The organism is Streptomyces sp. NPDC030820 (assembly GCF_055572075.1).
On record NZ_JBVIEB010000014.1, the window covers coordinates 111,992 to 129,196 of the forward strand.

At 73.0% G+C, this 17,205-nt stretch carries 13 protein-coding genes; 1 reads left to right on the top strand and 12 read right to left on the bottom strand.

The window, feature by feature from the left end:
* Positions 1–25: 25 nt before the first annotated feature.
* The 6 genes from ACZ418_RS33165 to ACZ418_RS33190 all read right to left on the bottom strand — a co-directional run bounded on the left by ACZ418_RS33165 (position 26) and on the right by ACZ418_RS33190 (position 8,768).
* Positions 26–1,330 (bottom strand): extracellular solute-binding protein, encoded by a 1,305-nt coding sequence (locus tag ACZ418_RS33165; RefSeq protein WP_468370560.1) that lies wholly within the window; start codon positions 1,328–1,330, stop codon positions 26–28.
* Positions 1,327–2,343, bottom strand: a complete 1,017-nt coding sequence (locus ACZ418_RS33170) for a hypothetical protein (protein WP_468370562.1) — start codon at positions 2,341–2,343, stop codon at positions 1,327–1,329. Before ACZ418_RS33170 ends, ACZ418_RS33165 begins: the two co-directional genes overlap by 4 nt.
* The gene (locus tag ACZ418_RS33175) at positions 2,340–3,857 is read right to left on the bottom strand and encodes a VWA domain-containing protein (RefSeq protein WP_468370565.1); all 1,518 of its coding nucleotides are present in this window, start codon (positions 3,855–3,857) and stop codon (positions 2,340–2,342) included. Before ACZ418_RS33175 ends, ACZ418_RS33170 begins: the two co-directional genes overlap by 4 nt.
* Positions 3,858–3,905: 48 nt before the next feature.
* Positions 3,906–6,209 carry a tetratricopeptide repeat protein gene (locus tag ACZ418_RS33180; RefSeq protein WP_468370567.1) on the bottom strand — a complete coding sequence of 768 codons (2,304 nt, stop codon included), beginning with the start codon at positions 6,207–6,209 and terminating at the stop codon, positions 3,906–3,908.
* Positions 6,206–7,942, bottom strand: a complete 1,737-nt coding sequence (locus ACZ418_RS33185) for a trypsin-like peptidase domain-containing protein (RefSeq protein WP_468370569.1) — start codon at positions 7,940–7,942, stop codon at positions 6,206–6,208. The genes ACZ418_RS33180 and ACZ418_RS33185 overlap by 4 nt, the downstream gene beginning before the upstream one ends.
* A 181-nt stretch (positions 7,943–8,123) precedes the next feature.
* Positions 8,124–8,768, bottom strand: a complete 645-nt coding sequence (locus tag ACZ418_RS33190) for a phosphoribosyltransferase (protein WP_468370572.1) — start codon at positions 8,766–8,768, stop codon at positions 8,124–8,126.
* 123 nt (positions 8,769–8,891) lie between these two features.
* Between ACZ418_RS33190 and ACZ418_RS33195 the strand changes: the two genes are divergently transcribed.
* Positions 8,892–9,332, top strand: coding sequence for an SRPBCC family protein (locus ACZ418_RS33195; protein WP_468370576.1), 441 nt, complete (start codon positions 8,892–8,894; stop codon positions 9,330–9,332).
* 86 nt (positions 9,333–9,418) lie between these two features.
* Here ACZ418_RS33195 and ACZ418_RS33200 read toward each other — a convergent pair whose 3' ends face one another.
* The 6 genes from ACZ418_RS33200 to ACZ418_RS33225 all read right to left on the bottom strand — a co-directional run bounded on the left by ACZ418_RS33200 (position 9,419) and on the right by ACZ418_RS33225 (position 16,888).
* A complete protein-coding gene (locus ACZ418_RS33200) occupies positions 9,419–10,057 on the bottom strand; it encodes a LysE family translocator (RefSeq protein ID WP_468370579.1) in 639 nt (212 codons plus the stop codon).
* A 90-nt stretch (positions 10,058–10,147) separates the two neighbouring features.
* Positions 10,148–11,299 (bottom strand): XdhC family protein, encoded by a 1,152-nt coding sequence (locus tag ACZ418_RS33205; protein WP_468370581.1) that lies wholly within the window; start codon positions 11,297–11,299, stop codon positions 10,148–10,150.
* A 45-nt stretch (positions 11,300–11,344) separates the two neighbouring features.
* A complete protein-coding gene (locus tag ACZ418_RS33210) occupies positions 11,345–12,811 on the bottom strand; it encodes an NCS2 family permease (RefSeq protein WP_468370583.1) in 1,467 nt (488 codons plus the stop codon).
* A 215-nt stretch (positions 12,812–13,026) separates the two neighbouring features.
* On the bottom strand, positions 13,027–15,411 hold the full coding sequence (locus tag ACZ418_RS33215; protein ID WP_468370585.1) for a xanthine dehydrogenase family protein molybdopterin-binding subunit: 2,385 nt from the start codon (positions 15,409–15,411) through the stop codon (positions 13,027–13,029).
* 2 nt (positions 15,412–15,413) lie between these two features.
* Complete coding sequence (locus ACZ418_RS33220; RefSeq protein WP_468370587.1) at positions 15,414–15,995, bottom strand: (2Fe-2S)-binding protein; 582 nt, start codon at positions 15,993–15,995, stop codon at positions 15,414–15,416.
* Complete coding sequence (locus tag ACZ418_RS33225; RefSeq protein ID WP_468370590.1) at positions 15,995–16,888, bottom strand: FAD binding domain-containing protein; 894 nt, start codon at positions 16,886–16,888, stop codon at positions 15,995–15,997. Before ACZ418_RS33225 ends, ACZ418_RS33220 begins: the two co-directional genes overlap by 1 nt.
* Positions 16,889–17,205: the final 317 nt, after the last annotated feature.

Here is a 17,205-nt window from a genome sequence, read left to right on the forward strand (position 1 = left end):
GCGGTGTTCGGGTGTCGCGGGCTGGTCACGGTGTGCGGTCGCAGACCGAGGGGAGCCAGGTCAGGTCGTGGGTGTGGCTGAGGGTGTCCAGGGAGGCCAGCAGGGCGTTCAGGTGATCGGGGTGGGCGAGGAACTCGATCGCCGCCTCGGCGAACGCGTCCCGTACCGACGGCGGCATCGCGTCGGAGGCGTCGAAGCAGTGCACCGCCCGGTCGTCGAGAAGGATCGCGGCGAGGGAGCGGTGCCAGGCCGAGCCGGCGGCGGAGGGCGCAGGCTGCGCCTGGGGGCTGACCGAGAAACCGGATTCCCGGGCGTTCCAGGCGCGTTGGGCGCCCGCCGAGGCGAGGTGCCGGATCAGCGTCTTGGCCTGCGGGGTGTCGTGCAGCAGGGCGACCAGGTCCCCGGAGACCTCCCAGGCGTCGCTCGCCCGCGCCCCGGGGATCCGCCGGGCCGAGGGCTCGTAACGGCCGTCCACGCGTTTCCAGGACTCCTGGTTGCGGATGAAGGACGCCTGGTGCTCCAGCGTGCAGCCGCGCGGCGTCGCGGCAACCGGTTTCGACGCGTCCTGGTACGGCGTCTTCAGCGCCCGCCGGACCAGCTCGCGCTCCCCGCCGGCCCCCACCAGCCGCCCCCAGGTGGTCCAAGCCGACCGCACCTGGCTGGACGTCCAGGGCAGTTCGCCGCGCGCCCAGCGCTGATACGTGCCGGGGCCGTACCGCTGGAGCAGGATGTCCTCGATCCAGTCCGTGCCGGGCCAGCCGCTGGTCGCGCCGGAGCCCATGCCGACGCACCACTGGCCGGGCCGGGTCGCCGCCTCGGCGCGCTGCCGCTCGCTCGTGCCGGCCGGGTACCAGACGACCGACTTCAGGTCGGCCTTGAGCGGGAACCAGTACACGTGCCCGTCCAGCGGCGTGGTCCAGGAGGCGCCGAAGCCGGCGCGGGGCACGAGGTCGTCGAGGGGTTTCAACTGTCCCCGCCCGGCGTAGTCCGCGAGTTCACCGGGGCCGGTCAGCACCACCACGTCCGGTGGCGTCCCGGCCTCCACGTCGGCGCCGAGCACCTGGCTCTCGGCGGAGCTGCCCTGGTAGTCGACGTGGATGTGGTACCTGCGCTCGAAGGGTTCGATCACCGACTCCCGGAAGTTCCGCTCGTCGGTGCCGGTCCAGTTGGCGAGCAGCGTGACGGTCGGCTCCTGGCCGAGGGCGCGTACGGCGAACACGACGGCCGCCGCCAGCAGGACCAGGCAGCTCGCCAGCACGGTCAGGGTGCGGATACGGCGGGCACGAGAGCCGGTGGCCGGCGTCGCGGGGCCGCCCTGCGGGGCGCTCACCGGGGCGTGAACCGGTAGTCGTCGATGTGCCGCCGCAGTCCCGTCTCGGCGAGGGCCATGAGCAGGATGCCTCCTATCAGGATCCAGACCGCGGCCGAAGCGCGGAAACCGGTGTGCGCCAGGTACGCCGCGGTGTGCGGCCCGGCGTCGGTGATGAGCCGCCCGGTCAGCGGGCGGTCGAGCAGCTCACGGGTGTGCGCCATCCCCTGGTGCGTCCACACCGTGAACAGCAGCGTGGCGGCGAGCCCGGCCGCCAGCAGGGCGCCCGCCGCGAGGAGGCCCCGGTTGTACCGGCGACGGAAGCGCCGGCGCAGGAACAGCTGGGTCTCCAGCAGGGCCGCGCCGAGGGAGAGGGCCAGCAGCAGGGTCGTGCTCCAGCCGAGCCACAGCAGCGGGCCGAACGAGGTCTGCCGGTGCACCGCGGCTCGCTGCTGCCGTTGCAGTGCCGTCAGCCGGGCCTGGATCCCGGTGCCCTTGTCGGTCAGGATGCTGGTGGCGTAGCTCAGGTAGGCCTCGCGCAAGACGCTGTCGGCGGGCTGGAGTTGGGCCTGCTGGACCTTGACGGCGTACACCGTGATCAGTCCGGCGACCGTCTGCAGGGCCTGCCGGCCCGCCGGCCCGCCGACGTCGTCCCCGGCGGCGGCCGCGAGGCTCTGGGCCGCGACCGAGATCTGTTTCTGGAAGTCGCTGGTCGGTGCCGCCGCGCCGGCGTCCTGCTGGGCCTGGCCGAGCGCGTACAGCGCGGTGTCGATGGACAGCACGGCCGGAGCGCTGGAGGTGCGCAGCGGGTTCGCGTCACCGTGCACGCCCTCGTAGGACAGGAACAGCGACAGCGTCAGCAGGGCGGACAGGGCCAGCAGCAGGCGGTGGCGTACGGCGAGATCGTGGGCGGTGGAACTGCCGCCGTCCGGTGCGCGCCGGCCCGGAGGGAACAGCCGGTGCAGCTGGTGAGCCGGTCTTCTGGCGGTGCCGCGGCGGTCGGCGGGAGGCGTTGCGCCCCTGCCAGGGGTCATGAGGTCGGCTCCCTCAGTCGGCGGCCGCAGTCGCCCCCGCAGTAGACGGAGTCGGCCGGGCCGAGCCACTTGCAGTGGGGGCACTCGATCAGGGCGTCGGCGTCGGGGGGTGTGGCGGTGCCGGGTGGGGGCGTGGCCGGCGGGCCGGGGCTGGGTGGCTGCGGCGGGGTCGTCAGGGCGCTGGAGAGGATCAGGTGCTGCCAGTCGACGTCCTTCAGGCCGGCGCGGACCCGGCCGGCGCCCGGTTCCTCGATCCGCCGCAGTGCGCCCAGGAGTTGGGCGTCGCCCAGCTCACCGGCGAGGGCCAGGGCGCGGGCCAGGTGCCGGTCCGCCGCGGCCCGGCCGCCGGTGCCGCGCAGCCAGGCCCGGTAGGCCCCCGCGACGGCGGCGCTCGCCTGCTGGTACAGCTCGTGCCGGCGGACTCCGGGATGCTGCCGGGAGGCGTCGAGCGGGTGGTCGGTCCAGCGGACCAGCACGGGCCGCGGCGTGGGCAGCCGTACCGGGCGTCCGAAGGGCGGTACGGCGACCTCCACGGCGGCGAGCTGAAGGTCCTCGCCGGTCTCGCGGCCGGCCGGGTCGGCGGTCAGGACGACCTGGTAGTGCCGTGTCTCGTCGCCCCAGGCCCGGGTGACGTACTCGGTGCCGCGGCCGCCGGAGCCGGCCGGAACGGGGGTCAGTTCCTGCTCGCCCGGCACCACCTGCTTGACCCGGCGGATCACCGTGCCGGGGGTGGGGGTGATCCTGATCCGCAGCTCGGGGATCGCGGTGCCGAGCAGCCCGGTCACCAACTCCTCGTACGTGGCGGGCAGTTCGGACTCCTCGCGGACCGCTCCGGCGCGGCCGTGCAGCCGCCGGGCGATGCGCAGCAGCAGTTCGGCGTCCCAGTCGTCGCCGATGCCCCAGGCGTCGCAGACGAACCGGCCCTCGCAGGCGTCCAGGGCGGTGTCCAGCGACATCGCGGCCCGGTGGTCGTGCTCGTTGCGCCCGTCGGTGAGGAGCAGGACGTGCTTGACGGGGGCGGCCTGTTCCTTCAGCAGCCGCCGGGCGAGGTCGAGCCAGGTGCCGAGGGCGGTGCCGCCGTCCGCGTCCAGGATCCGTACGGCCCGCTCGGCGGCCTCCCGTTCGGCGGGGCCGGCGACGGCCATCGGGGCGCGGCCGGGGCCGGGGTGCACCACGGTGGCGTCGAACCGCCCGGAGAGCACGGCGAACGCGGTGCCGTCGGGCAGCAGCCGGAGTGCCGCGGCGGTGGCGTCCTTCGCCGCGTGCAGTTTGGCGGCGGGGTGGAGCATGGAGCGGGAGGTGTCGACGATCAGCACCTCGGCGAGTGCGGGGCCCGCCCCGTGCGCGGGGGCGGGGCCGGATCCCGGGCCGCCGTGGCCGCCGTGGCTGCGGACGCCGATCTCCAGGATGGCGTGCATCTCCCGGTCGGCGGGCTGCCCGGGCGCGGGCACGGCGGGCAGTTCCTTCTGTTGGCCGACCGCGAGTGTCACCTCGATCTCCTCGGCCACGGTCATCGTGTGTCCCCCAGGTGCTCACGGTGTGTGCTCGGGCGTGCTCGGGCGTCAGAAGGTGGTGACCGGCCGTACCGCGTGGGCGAGGTCGAGCAGCCGGCCGTGCTCGTCGGCCGTGCGGGCCTGCGCGGCCAGCAGGCGGAAGGAGTGCTCCAGCAGGCGGCGCAGGCCGTCCTCGTCACCGGGTCCGAGGAGGTCGCCGGCGGGGAACTCCGGTCCCCAGCCCTGGTCCGGCCGGCAGCGCAGGGCGTTCGTGCGGACCTCGGCGACCAGCCGGGCCCGGGACTCGCCGTCGGCGGCGCCGCCGTCCAGGCGCAGCTCGGGCAGTCGCCGGGCGGCGTCGCGCAGGTCGGCCGGTGTGGGCGGGTCACCGCGCAGGATGCCGGCGCGGACCCGGACGGCCGCGATCCGGGCGGCGTCGTGGTGCCGGGAGGTGGCGGGCACGTCGTCGAGGACGCGGACGGCGGCGTCCCGGTCACCGCCGGCCAGATGACCGCGGGCCAGCCCGAAGGCGGCGGCGGTGTGCGCGAAGTCACGTTTCCAGACGGCCTCGTAGAACCGCATGGCCCGCGGGATGCGCTGCGGGCCGGGCACCTCGGACGCGTGTTCCGTGCAGTAGGCGAGGGCGAGCTTGGGCACGTACTCGCCGGGCAGGGCCCGGTAGACGGCGTCGAAGCGGGTGCCGGCCCGGCTTACCTCGCCGCTGCTGAGGTGGAGGACGCCGTGGTGCCAGGCGATGCGCCAGTCGTGTGCGGCGGCGTGTTCGCCGAGCTGGGTCTCGGCCTCGGCGAGCCAGCTCTCGGCCTGGTCCCGCTCGCCTCGTCTGAGGTAGGCGCGGCACAGCCACAGCGCGGTCTCCGGGGTGCCGAGGCGGGATTCGCGGGGCCACTGCCGGGCGACCCGGTCGGGGGCGTCGGGCGGGAAGGTGTCCAGCAGCAGGGCGGCGCCGTCGTCGGGGTCGGGGACCGGTTCCGGGAGGGCGCCGGCGACCTCGGCGGCGGAGGGCGGGGAGACGTCGAGGCCGGGCGGCTGCCCGCCGGGGTGGGCGGTGAAGTGGTCCAGGGCCGGGATCGCGCCGAGCCCGGCGTCGAGGCTGGCGCCGGTGGCGCGGAACCGGGTGGAGCTCTCCGGCAGCTGCTCGCCGAACTGGAGCGAGCGGAACTCCCGTAGGACTTCCCAGAGTTGCCGGGACATCTCGGCTGCCGAGCGGAACCTCGCCCGCGGCTCCGGGTGGGTGGCGCGGTCGATCAGCCGGCGGAAGGAGTCCGGGGCGAGGCCGCGGGCCGGTTCGGTGCCGTGGCACAGCGCCTGGAGGGTCATGCCGACGGTGTAGAGGTCGCTGTCGACGTGCCAGCCGCGCCGGCCGATCTCCTCCTGGGGCGGGGCGAACGCCGCCGTGTAGACGTAGGCGGAGGTGCGGTCGCCGATCGCGCGGACGGCGCCGAGGTCGATGACCTTGATCGCCCGGCCGAAGTGGATGACGTTGGCGGGTTTCATGTCGCAGTGGAGCAGCCCGCGTTCGTGCATGTACTGCAGGGCGCCGAGGATCTTGCAGCCGTAGGTGAGGACGTGGTCCAGGCGGGGGCGGCCGTGGAAGATCCGTTCGACGTCGTCGGCGGCGAACAGCTGCTGCAGGGAGCGGCCGCCGATGTAGTCCATGACCAGGTATCCGGTGGGCGGGCGGCCCGGGACCTGGTGGTCGGCGTAGGTGATGAGCCGGACGATGTCGGGGTGGTGCAGGTCGGTCAGCGAGCGGCGCTCCTCGACGGCGGTGCGGCGGGCGAGCGCGTCGTGGGCGTCGATCTGGCCCTTGAGGACGACCCGGTGGCCGTCGGCGCGGGTGTCCTCGGCGAGATGGATCCAGCCGAGCCCGCCCCCGCCGAGACAGCCGAGGACGCGGTAGTGGCCGGCCACCACGTCGCCCTCGTTCAGCTGGGGCAGCAGGGAGTAGGGCGTGCCGCAGCGGGGGCAGTGGCCCGTGGCGGGGGCGGGCCGGCCGCCGTAGCCGACGCCGATGGTCATGGTGCAGCCGTTCGCACCGCAGCGACGGCCGCCGGTCGGCGGGCGGGGGTCGGTCACGAGCACGTCGTCGGGGACGGGCACCTCGGGCAGTACGACCAGTCCGTGCTGGTCGAGGTCCCCGACCCCGGCGACGGCGTGCACGGCCGGCGGGCCGGGGCTGTCCTCGGCCGGGGTGCTGGGGGCCGGGGCCCGCGGTTCGGCGCGCGGTCCGGCCGGTGCCGGTGGCTCCGGATGCGACGCGGTGTGCGGCTCGGCGTGGCGGCGGCCGCAGGTGTCGCAGTAGCCGGTGCCCATGATGTGGCCCGCGCAGCCGGGCCGGGCGCACGAGGTCACGGTGCGCTCTCCTTCCGGGGTGCGCCGGGGGCGGCGGGCCGCGTCGGCGCGGCCGGGGCGGACGGAGCGGCGGCCGAGCAGAAACCGACGAAGCGCTCGACGGCGGCCTCGGCCCGCTCGATGTCGCAGGGGGTGTGCCGCAGCAGGGACAGGGCGTGCTCGTAGAGCCGGTAGGCCTCCATGACCCGGTCGCCGTGCGCGGCGGCCCGTCTGCGGCACAGCGGCCACTCGGCGCTGACCCGGCCGAGGAGTTCCTCGCGGCGGCGCAGCCGGGTGTCGAGGACGCCGATGGCCTGTTCCAGGCGCTGTCTGCGGCGGTCGGCGGCGTCCTCGAAGGTGAACAGCAGGTCGGCGCTGCCGGGTTCGCGCTCCCGCTCGGGGGTGTGGGCGACCCAGGCGCGCAGCATGCGGGTCCGCCGTACTCCGGCCTCGGCCTGCTCCACCAGTTGCCGGGTGCCGGCGCCGGGCAGCACCCGCTCCCGGAGCCGGTCGAGGCCCGGTCCCAACTCGTGGACGATACGGTCGAGTTCGTCGTGCAGTCGACTCCAGCGGTCGTGCAGCGGGCGGTGTACGAGGGACTCGGCGGCCTGCTCCGCGCGCTGGCCCCGGTGGCGGAAGACCAGCAGCAGCCGGGCCCCCTGCCGGGCGAGCCGGTCCAGCAGGCCGAGCAGCGCGTCGGGTTCGGCGGCCTGGTCGACGCCGACCAGGACGGCGGCGAGCGGGACGCGCAGGGCGCCGAGCCGTTCGGGCCGGATGTCGTCGCGGATGCCCAGTCGGGTGGCGATGCGCTCCATGACCTGACCGGCCGTCAGCCCCTTGACGTCCAGGGCGAGATCGTGCCCGCCGGCCGGGGGCACGGTCTCGGGCGGGTCATGGCTGAAGCCGCTCGTGTTGCGGTCGGTGCGCAGTTCCCGGTCGGCGAGGGTGACGGCCCGGTGCAGGGTCCAGGCGCGGTCGCTGCGGGCGGGGGCGACGGTGACGAGGACCGGCCAGCCCTCGCCGCGGAACCAGGAGGCGAGCTCGGTGGCGAACGGCACGTCCAGCGCGCCGGCCGCCTCCGCGGCTCCGGTGCGCAGCCGGGGGTCGACCGCCTCGGCGCCGTCGGTCCAGGCGGCGACCTGCGGAAGATGCCGGAGGATGGTCTCGGTGGGACTCATATAGCTGAAGGCCCAACCCGGCCCCTCGTCCACGCTGAGGACGATCCCGATGACCTGGTCGGTGGCGTGGTCGACCACTCCCCCGCCGCTGAAGCCGGGTGCGGCCAGCTCGCCCGGGGCCAGCGGGCGCAGCTGCACCTGGCTGTCCCGGCCGCGGGCGGCGACCAGGGTGGCGCCGTGCCAGCGGCCGCCGTCGTCGCCGGCCGGGAAGCCGTACATGCTCACCGGTCCGTGCGGTGCGGCGAGCCGGTAGAGCCGGGTGGTGTGCGCCGCCGGCAGCGGCGCGGCCAGCCGCAGCAGGGCGAGATCACCGCTGCGGTCACCGAAGGCGTCCTCCTGCTCCGGCACGTACTCGTCCTCGCGGACGGTGGCGGGTACGGCGTCCAGGCCGGGTACGCCGATCAGGCGGACGGTGTAGCGGTGGCCGGGCCCGACGACATGCCCTGCGGTGAGCACGCGGTCGGGGGCGAGCAGCACCCCGGCACCGAGGACCTGTCCGTCCGGCGCCTCGATGCGCGCGATCCAGGACGGCGTCCGTAACCGCGACTTGACGGCTCGCTCCCCCGTGCGCGTCATGGCCCCGAGGCTACTCCGAGTACCGGCCCGGTACTACTGGTGTGCACGGGGGTGTTACGAAGGGCGGGAAGGAAGCGCCCCGCAGGGGCGCGGGGCTCTATCGATACGCGGCTCCGCCGCGTGGGCGCGAGCAACCCAAGACGGACCCGCACCCGGCAACGGCGAGAGACCCCAACGGCGCTTACCCGCGACTGCCCAGCGCCGCGAGCACCTCCGCATCCGTCAACTGCTCGAAGTCCTCGTACCACTGCCCCACCGCGGTGAACCCGGCCGGCCGGTGCGGGCACACGATCGTGTCGGCCTCGGAGGCGAGCTGGGCCACGGAGTCCGGCGCGCCGACGGGCACGGCCAGCACCAGGTGGGCGGGCCGGCGCCGCCGCACATGCCGCAGGGCCGCGCGGGCCGTGGCGCCGGTGGCCAGCCCGTCGTCGACGACGATCACCGTACGCCCCGCAGGATCCGGCGCCGGACGGTCGCCGCGATACCGCTCCTCGCGGCGCCGCAGTTCCCGCCGCTCGCGTTCCACCACCGGGGCCATGGACTCCTCGGTCAGGCCGAGCCGGTCCAGGGTCCCGGCGTTGAAGAGGGGCGGGTCGTCCCCGACGAGCGCGCCGACGGCGAACTCCTGGTGATGCGGGGCACCGATCTTGCGCACGATGAGCACGTCGAGCTGGGCGCCCAGGGCGCGGGCGACGGGCTCGGCGACGGCGATACCGCCGCGCGGTAGGGCGAGGACGAGCGGATCGACCAGGGTGCCCTGCTCCCGCAGGTCGCTCAGCAGTCCGGCGAGTTCCCGTCCGGCTTCGGCCCGATCCCGGAAGCGCATGATCGTCCTCCTCCGCGGTGCCCCTCCTTCCATGGTGCTACCGGTCGGGCATTGGGGAGATATTCGAACTCATGCTCTATATATGGGGCAGTAGCGGGGTCGCTCATTGCCTACGATCATCCCGTGCCCACCTTCTCCTTCGAACGTACGGCCCCGCTCGCCCTGGACGAGGCCTGGCGCCGGCTCACGGAGTGGCCCCGCCACGCCGACGTGGTCCCGCTGACCCGGATCACGGTGCTCACGCCCCCGCCGACCCACGTGGGTACGCGCTTCGTGGCCCGGTCCGGCATCGGTCCGCTCGCCTTCGACGACCTGATGGAGGTCACCCTCTGGCGCCCGCCCGCCGACGGCGAAGCCGGGCTGTGCCGCCTGGAGAAACGCGGACGGATGGTCCTCGGCTGGGCGGAGATCGAGGTGTGGCCGGGACCGGGCGGCCGTAGCCGGGTCGTGTGGCGCGAGGAGGTGAGTCTGCGCTTCCTGCCCTCGGCCTCGGACGGCCTGGTGGAGCGCACGGCCCGTACGGTGTTCGGGCGCGCCGTGAACCGGCTGCTGCGGCGGGAGTGAGCGTCCGCAGGGCGCAAGGAACGGCGCGGCCGGCCACGACGGTGGCGCAGACGCCGGACGGCTCCTCACGGCAGCCCGTGGAGCGCTCAGTCCTTGCGCCCCGTCACCGCCACCGTCACACCGAGCCCGACCATGGTCAGCCCGCCGATCCCGCCGACGGCGGCAAGCCGCCGGGGTGAGCGGGCGAACCAGTCGCGGGCGGCGGAGGCCACCAGTCCCCACAGGCTGTCGGAGGCCACCGCGATGGCGTTGAAGACCAGGCCGAGAAGCAACATCTGCACCGGCACCCGGCCCTGCTCGCGGTCCACGAACTGGGGCAGCACGGCGGCGAAGAACACCATCGTCTTGGGGTTGGCCACGCCGACCGCGAACCCCTCCCAGAGGGTGCGCAGGCCGCCGTGGGCCGGTCCTGACTGCGTGAACGCGGCCCGCAGGGAGCCCCGCTGCCGCCATGCCTTGATCCCGAGGTACACGAGGTAGGCGGCGCCGGCGAGCTTCAGGGCCGTGAAGACGAGCACCGAGCGCTCCACGATCGAGCCGATGCCGAGCGCCACGGCCGCCACGAGCACATACGCGCCGAGGGTGTTGCCGAGGACCGTGGTCAGCGCGGCGCGCCGGCCGTGCGCCAGCGCCCGCCCGACGACGAAGAGCACGCTCGGGCCGGGGATCACGATCAGCAGGAAGGACAGGGCGGCGAAGGCCGCCAGCCGGTCGGTGGACACCATGACCTCATGCAATACGGCGGCCCAGGCGCCCGGCAAACCGTTTTCCCGGCACGCTCCCCCCGGGCGCCCGGAAGAACGGCCGAAGGGACCTCAGGCCACCGAGCCGATGTGACCGACGGGTGCCGGGTTCGTGTCATGGTGGATCGGCGTGTGCGCACCGGTCAGCGACACACCCGAGCCGCCCCGCCGGCCGGCGACGATCTCCGCGCCGATGGACAGCGCCGTCTCCTCGGGCGTACGGGCGCCGAGGTCGAGGCCGATCGGCGAGCGCAGCCGGGCCAGTTCCAGCTCGGTGACCCCGACCTCGCGCAGCCGCTCGTTGCGGTCGAGGTGGGTGCGGCGGGAGCCCATCGCGCCGACGTAGGCGACCGGCAGCCGCAGGGCCAGCTCGAGCAGCGGCACGTCGAACTTGGCGTCGTGGGTGAGGACGCAGAGGACCGTACGGCCGTCGGTCTCCGTGCGCTCCAGGTACCTGTGGGGCCACTCGACCACGATCTCGTCCGCCTCCGGGAAGCGGGCCTTCGTGGCGAACACCGGGCGGGCGTCGCACACCGTGACGTGGTAGCCGAGGAACTTGCCGACACGGACCAGTGCGGAGGCGAAGTCGATCGCGCCGAAGACGATCATGCGGGGGGCGGGGACGGAGGACTCGACCAGGACGGTCAGCGGGGCGCCGCAGCGCGAGCCCTGTTCGCCGATCTCCAGGGTGCCGGTGCGGCCCGCGTCGAGGAAGGCGCCGGCCTCGGCGGCGACCGTGCGGTCCAGTTCGGGATGGGCGCCGAAACCGCCGTCGCGGGAACCGTCGGCGCGCACGAGGAGGGCCCGGCCCCGCAGCTCAGCCGGTCCCTCCACGATCCGCGCGACCGCCGCCGCCTCCCCATGGGCGGCGGCGGCGAGCGCGGCGGCGAGCACCGGCCGGGCGGGACCGTCCGCCCGGACCGGTGTGACGAGGATGTCGATGACGCCGCCACAGGTCAGGCCGACGGCGAAGGCGTCCTCGTCGCTGTAGCCGAAGCGTTCGAGCACGGTCTGCCCGTCCTCCAGCGCCCGTTGGCACAGCTCGTACACGGCGCCCTCCACGCACCCGCCGGAGACCGAGCCGACGGCCGTGCCCTCGGCGTCCACCGCGAGGGCGGCGCCGGGCTGGCGCGGGGCGCTGCCGCCGACGGCGACCACGGTGGCGACGGCGAAGTCACGGCCCTGCTCGACCCACCGGTTCAACTCGTCGGCGATGTCCAGCATCTGTCGGTCTCCTAACGGGGTTGCGTGGAAGGGACGTTCAACCGGCTAGTGCACGCCCAGCAGGGCTCGGATCGGATGCAGGGAGAAGTAGACGAGGAAGAGCACCGTCAGACCCCACATGAAGGGACCGATCTCCCGCCACTTGCCCTGGGCGAGCTTGATGACGACGTAGGAGATCACACCGGCGGCGACACCGGGGGTGATCGAGTACGTGAACGGCATGATCACGACGGTCAGGAAGACCGGGATCGCGACGGAGCGGTCGCCCCAGTCCACGTGCCGGGCGTTCATCATCATCATCGCGCCGATGGTGACGAGGGCGGCCGAGGCCACCTCGCGCGGCACGATCGCCGTGATCGGCGTGAAGAAGAGGCAAAGGGCGAAGAAGCCTCCGGTGACGACCGAGGCCAGTCCGGTACGGGCCCCCTCGCCGACGCCGGTCGCGGACTCGATGAACACGGTCTGACCGGAGCCGCCCACCACACCGCCGACGGCGCCGCCGGCACCGTCGATGAACAGCGCCTTGGACAGGCCCGGCATCCGCCCCTGGGAGTCGGCGAGTCCGGCCTCGGTACCGATGCCGATGATGGTGGCCATCGCGTCGAAGAAGCCGGCGAGCACCAGCGTGAAGACGATGAAGGTGACCGTCATGTAGCCGACGTCGCCCAGGCCGCTGAAGGACACCTTGCCGATGAGCGAGAAGTCCGGCATCGACACGGCGCTGCCGTGCAGCGCGGGACCCGAGCCGTTGGCCCAGCCCTTGTCGTCGACGAGGCCGGCGGCGTTGACGATCACCGCGAGAACGGTGCCGGTGACGATGCCGATGAGGATGGCGCCGGGAACGTTCCGGGACTGCAGCGCGAAGATGAGCAGCAGCGTCACGGCGAAGAGCAGGACGGGCCAGCCGACGAGCTCACCCCCGTTGCCCAGGGTGACCGGGGTTGCCGTACCGGCATGCACGAACCCGGCCTTGACCAGGCCGATGAACGCGATGAACAGACCGATGCCGATCGTGATGCCGTGCTTGAGCGGCAGCGGGATCGAGTTCATGATCATCTCGCGGAGGCCCGTGACCACCAGGAGCATGATCACCACGCCGTAGGCGACGCACATCGCCAGGCCCTGAGCCCACGTCAGGTCCTTGGTGCCCATGACCAGACCGGCGAGCACACCGGAGACGGAGAGTCCGGCGGCCATGGCGAGCGGCACCTTGCCGACCCAGCCCATGAGGAGGGTGGTGCCCGCCGCGCCGAGCGCGGTGGCCGTGATGAGGGCCTTCTGGCCCAAAGAGTCGCCGGACTTGTCCGCGCCGCTGAGGATCACGGGGTTGAGCAGAAGGATGTACGCCATCGCCATGAAGGTGGTGACGCCACCGCGGACCTCGGTCGCGACGGTGGATCCTCTTTCGGATATGTGGAAGTACCGGTCGAGCCACGACCTGCCGGCCGGCGGACGCGAACCCGCGCCCGCGTCTTCGGCGGTGGTCGTGGGCTCCACTGACTGCTGGGTCATGGTGCCATCTCCCAAGGTTCACAGGGGCACCCGTGCAACCGCGCTGACGGTCACGGGATTTGGGAATGGACGACCCGGGGGACGGCCCGAGACGAACGAATTTCCTGGTACTTCAAGGACCGCGAGCGGTGCGGAACTCAAAGGGGGTTCCTCCGGGCGGCGCGGCGGAGTGTGTGACGTTCCCTGCGCCGCCCGGAGAGCTGTGGGGTTGTGTGTTACGCGGTGCCCGTGAGGTGTTCCGGCCGCACCGGCGTCCGGTTCAGCTCCAGCCCGGTCGCGTTCCGGATCGCCGCGAGGACGGCCGGGGTGGACGACAGGGTGGGGGCCTCGCCGATGCCGCGCAGCCCGTACGGGGCGTGCTCGTCGGCGAGTTCGAGCACGTCGACCGGGATGGTCGGCGTGTCGAGGATCGTGGGGATCAGATAGTCCGTGAAGGAGGGGTTCCTGACCTTCGCGGTCTTCGGGTCGACGATGATCTCCTCCATCACCGCCACGCCCAGGCCCTGGGTGGTACCGCCCTGGATCTGGCCGACGACGGAGAGCGGGTTGAGCGCCTTGCCGACGTCCTGGGCGCAGGCCAGCTCGATGACCTTGACCAGGCCGAGCTCGGTGTCGACCTCGACGACCGCGCGATGGGCGGCGAAGGAGTACTGGACGTGGCCGTTGCCCTGGCCGGTGTGCAGGTCGAAGGCCTCGGTCGGCCGGTGCCGCCACTCCTGTTCGATCTCCACGACCTGGTCCTCCAGAACGTCGACCAGGTCACTGAGGACCTCGCCGCCGTCGGTGACGACCTTGCCGCCCTCCAGCAGGAGTTCGGCGGTCGCCCAGGCCGGGTGGTAGGAGCCGAACTTGCGCCGGCCGATCTCCAGGACCTTCTCGCGGACCAGCTCGCAGGCGTTCTTCACGGCGCCGCCGGTGACGTACGTCTGCCGGGAGGCGGAGGTCGAGCCCGCGGAGCCGACCTGCGTGTCGGCGGGGTGGATGGTCACCTGGGTGACGCCGAGCTCGGTGCGGGCGATCTGCGCGTGGACGGTGACGCCGCCCTGGCCGACCTCCGCCATCGCGGTGTGCACGGTCGCGACCGGCTCACCGCCCACGACCTCCATGCGCACCTTGGCGGTGGAGTAGTCGTCGAAGCCCTCGGAGAAGCCGACGTTCTTGATGCCGACCGCGTAACCGATCCCGCGTACGACGCCCTCGCCGTGCGTGGTGTTGGACAGACCGCCGGGCAGCTGCCGTACGTCGGGGCCCTCGCTGGACTCCCACTGGCGCTCGGGCGGCAGCGGCATCGCCTTGACGCGGCGCAGCAGTTCGGCGACCGGGGCGGGCGAGTCGACGGGCTGGCCCGTCGGCATGATGGTGCCCTGCTCCATCGCGTTGAGCTGCCGGAACTCCACCGGGTCCAGGCCCAGTCGCTTCGCCAGCTTGTCCATCTGCGCCTCGTAGGCGAAGCACGCCTGGACCGCGCCGAAGCCGCGCATGGCGCCGCAGGGCGGGTTGTTGGTGTAGAGGGCGATGGCCTCGATGTCCACGTCGTCGACGACGTACGGGCCGACGCTCAGCGAGGAGGCGTTGCCGACGACCGCCGGGGAGGCGGAGGCGTAGGCGCCGCCGTCCAGGACGATCCGGCACTTCATGTGGGTCAACTTGCCGTCGCGCGTGGCCCCGTGCTCGTAGTACAGCTTGGCCGGGTGGCGGTGGACGTGCCCGAAGAAGGACTCGAACCGGTTGTAGACGATCTTCACCGGCTTGCCGGTGCGCAGCGCCAGCAGGCAGGCGTGGATCTGCATCGACAGGTCCTCGCGACCGCCGAACGCGCCGCCGACGCCGGCCAGCGTCATGCGCACCTTGTCCTCGGGCAGGCCGAGCACGGGCGCGATCTGGCGCAGGTCGGAGTGGAGCCACTGGGTGGCGATGTAGAGGTGGACGCCGCCGTCCTCCTCCGGTACGGCGAGGCCGGACTCGGGGCCGAGGAAGGCCTGGTCCTGCATGCCGAAGGTGTACTCGCCCTTGACGATCACGTCGGCCCGCTTGGCGGCCTCGTCCGCGTTGCCGCGGACGATCGGCTGGCGGTGCACGATGTTCGGGTGCGGGACGTGCCCCAAGTGGTGGTCGTCGCGGTTCTCGTGGACGAGGACCGCGTCCGGCGCGAGGGCCGACCTCTCGTCGGTGATGACCGGGAGTTCGCGGTACTCGACCTTGATCTTGGCGGCGGCGCGGCGGGCCGTCTCCGGGTGGTCGGCGGCGACGAGCGCGACCGGCTCGCCGTGGTGGCGTACCTTGCCGTGCGCGAGGACCGGGGTGTCCTGGATCTCCAGGCCGTAGTTCTTCACCTCGGTGGGCAGGTCGTCGTACGTGAGGACCGCGTACACGCCCGCCGTGGCCAGGGCCTCGGAGGTGTCGATCGAGACGATCTCCGCGTGGGCGACGGTGGAGCGCAGGATCTGGCCCCACAGCATGTCCTCGTGCCACATGTCGGACGAGTACGCGAACTCGCCGGTGACCTTGAGGGTGCCGTCCGGACGGAGCGTGGACTCGCCGATGCCGCCCTTGGTCCGGTAGCCCTGCGTGATCTTCGTAGGAGCGCCGTTGGCCGGCATGGTCAGACCCCCTCGGACTGGCGGGCGGCCGCCAGGCGGACCGCGTCCATGATCTTCTCGTAGCCCGTGCAGCGGCACAGGTTGCCCGACAGCGCCTCACGGATGTCGGCGTCGGACGGGTTCGGGTTGCGCTCCAGGAGTTCGTCGGAGGCGACGAGCAGACCCGGGGTGCAGAAGCCGCACTGGACGGCGCCGGCGTCGATGAACGCCTGCTGGATCGGCGAGAGTTCGGTGCCCTCGCCGGTCTGGGAGTCGGTGCCCTTGGCCCTCCACTGCTGGGCGTCCTGGAGGGTCGTACCGCAGGCGCCGGATGCGCAGCCGCCCTCGGCGCGCTGCTTGGCGTAGTCCGCCAGGCCCTCGACGGTCACGACGTCGCGGCCCTCGACCTGACCGGCCGCGACCAGGCAGGAGCAGACCGGCACGCCGTCCAGGCGCACGGTGCAGGAGCCGCACTCGCCCTGCTCGCAGGCGTTCTTGGAACCCGGCAGGCCGAGGCGCTCGCGCAGGACGTACAGCAAGGACTCGCCCTCCCAGACGTCGTCGGCCTCCTGCGGACGTCCGTTGACGGTGAAGTTGACGCGCATTACGCAGCTCCCTCGGATGTGCGGCGGGCGCCGCGGTACGACTCCCAGGTCCAGGTGAGCGTCCGGCGGGCCATGACGCCGACCGCGTGGCGGCGGTAGCTCGCGGTGCCCCGGACGTCGTCGATCGGGTTGCAGGCGGCCGAGCACAGGTCGGCGAACTGCTTGGCGACCGACGGGGTGATGATCTTTCCGTTGTCCCAGAAGCCGCCCTCCGCCAGGGCCGCGTTCAGGAACTCCTCGGCGGCCTTGGCCCGGACCGGGGTCGGGGCGGCCGAGCCGATGCCGGTCCGGACCGTACGGGTCTCGGGGTGCAGGGCGAGGCCGAAGGCGCACACGGCGATGACCATGGCGTTGCGGGTGCCGACCTTCGAGTACTGCTGCGGTCCGTCGGCCTTCTTGACGTGCACGGCGCGGATCAGCTCGTCGGGCTGGAGCGCGTTGCGCTTGACGCCCGTGTAGAACTCGTCGATCGGGATCAGCCGGGTGCCCCGGGCCGCCGACTCCACCTCGACCTCGGCGCCCGCCGCGAGCAGGGCGGGGTGGGCGTCACCGGCGGGCGAGGCCGTGCCGAGGTTGCCGCCGACGCCGCCGCGGTTGCGGATCTGCGGGGAGGCGACCGTGTGCGAGGCGAGCGCGAGGCCCGGCAGCTCGGCACGGAGATGCTGCATGATCCTGGTGTACGGGACGGAGGCGCCCAGCCGTACGCTCTCCTCGCCGACCTCCCACTCGTAGAGGTCACCGATGCGGTTGAGGTCGAGCAGATACTCGGGCCGGCGGTGGTCGAAGTTGATCTCGACCATCACATCGGTGCCACCCGCAATCGGCACAGCGGTGGGGTGCTCGGCCTTCGCGGCGAGCGCCTCCTCCCAGCTGGCGGGGCGAAGGAAGTCCATGACCGGCTCTCTTCTTCGTCTCGTGAGTCGTACAGATTGAGCCAATCCGTGTGCGGCGGGCGCGGCTCGTTCATGTGCTGTTTACGCGGAGTGGACTCAGTACACCGCCCTGTGCTCCGGCGGGGTCAGTCACCGAAACCATGAAGGAGTTCGCTGGCCACGGCGAGCATCTTGTAGATTCGTATGAACGGAGGTCATCGGTAACCTCTCCGTTTTCCTGGAGAAACGCAGGAAACAGCAGGAGGGCCGCCGAACGCGTCCCCGGGCCACAGGTTCGGGGTGACTCCCCCGTCACCCTCCAAGATCCATCGTAGGTT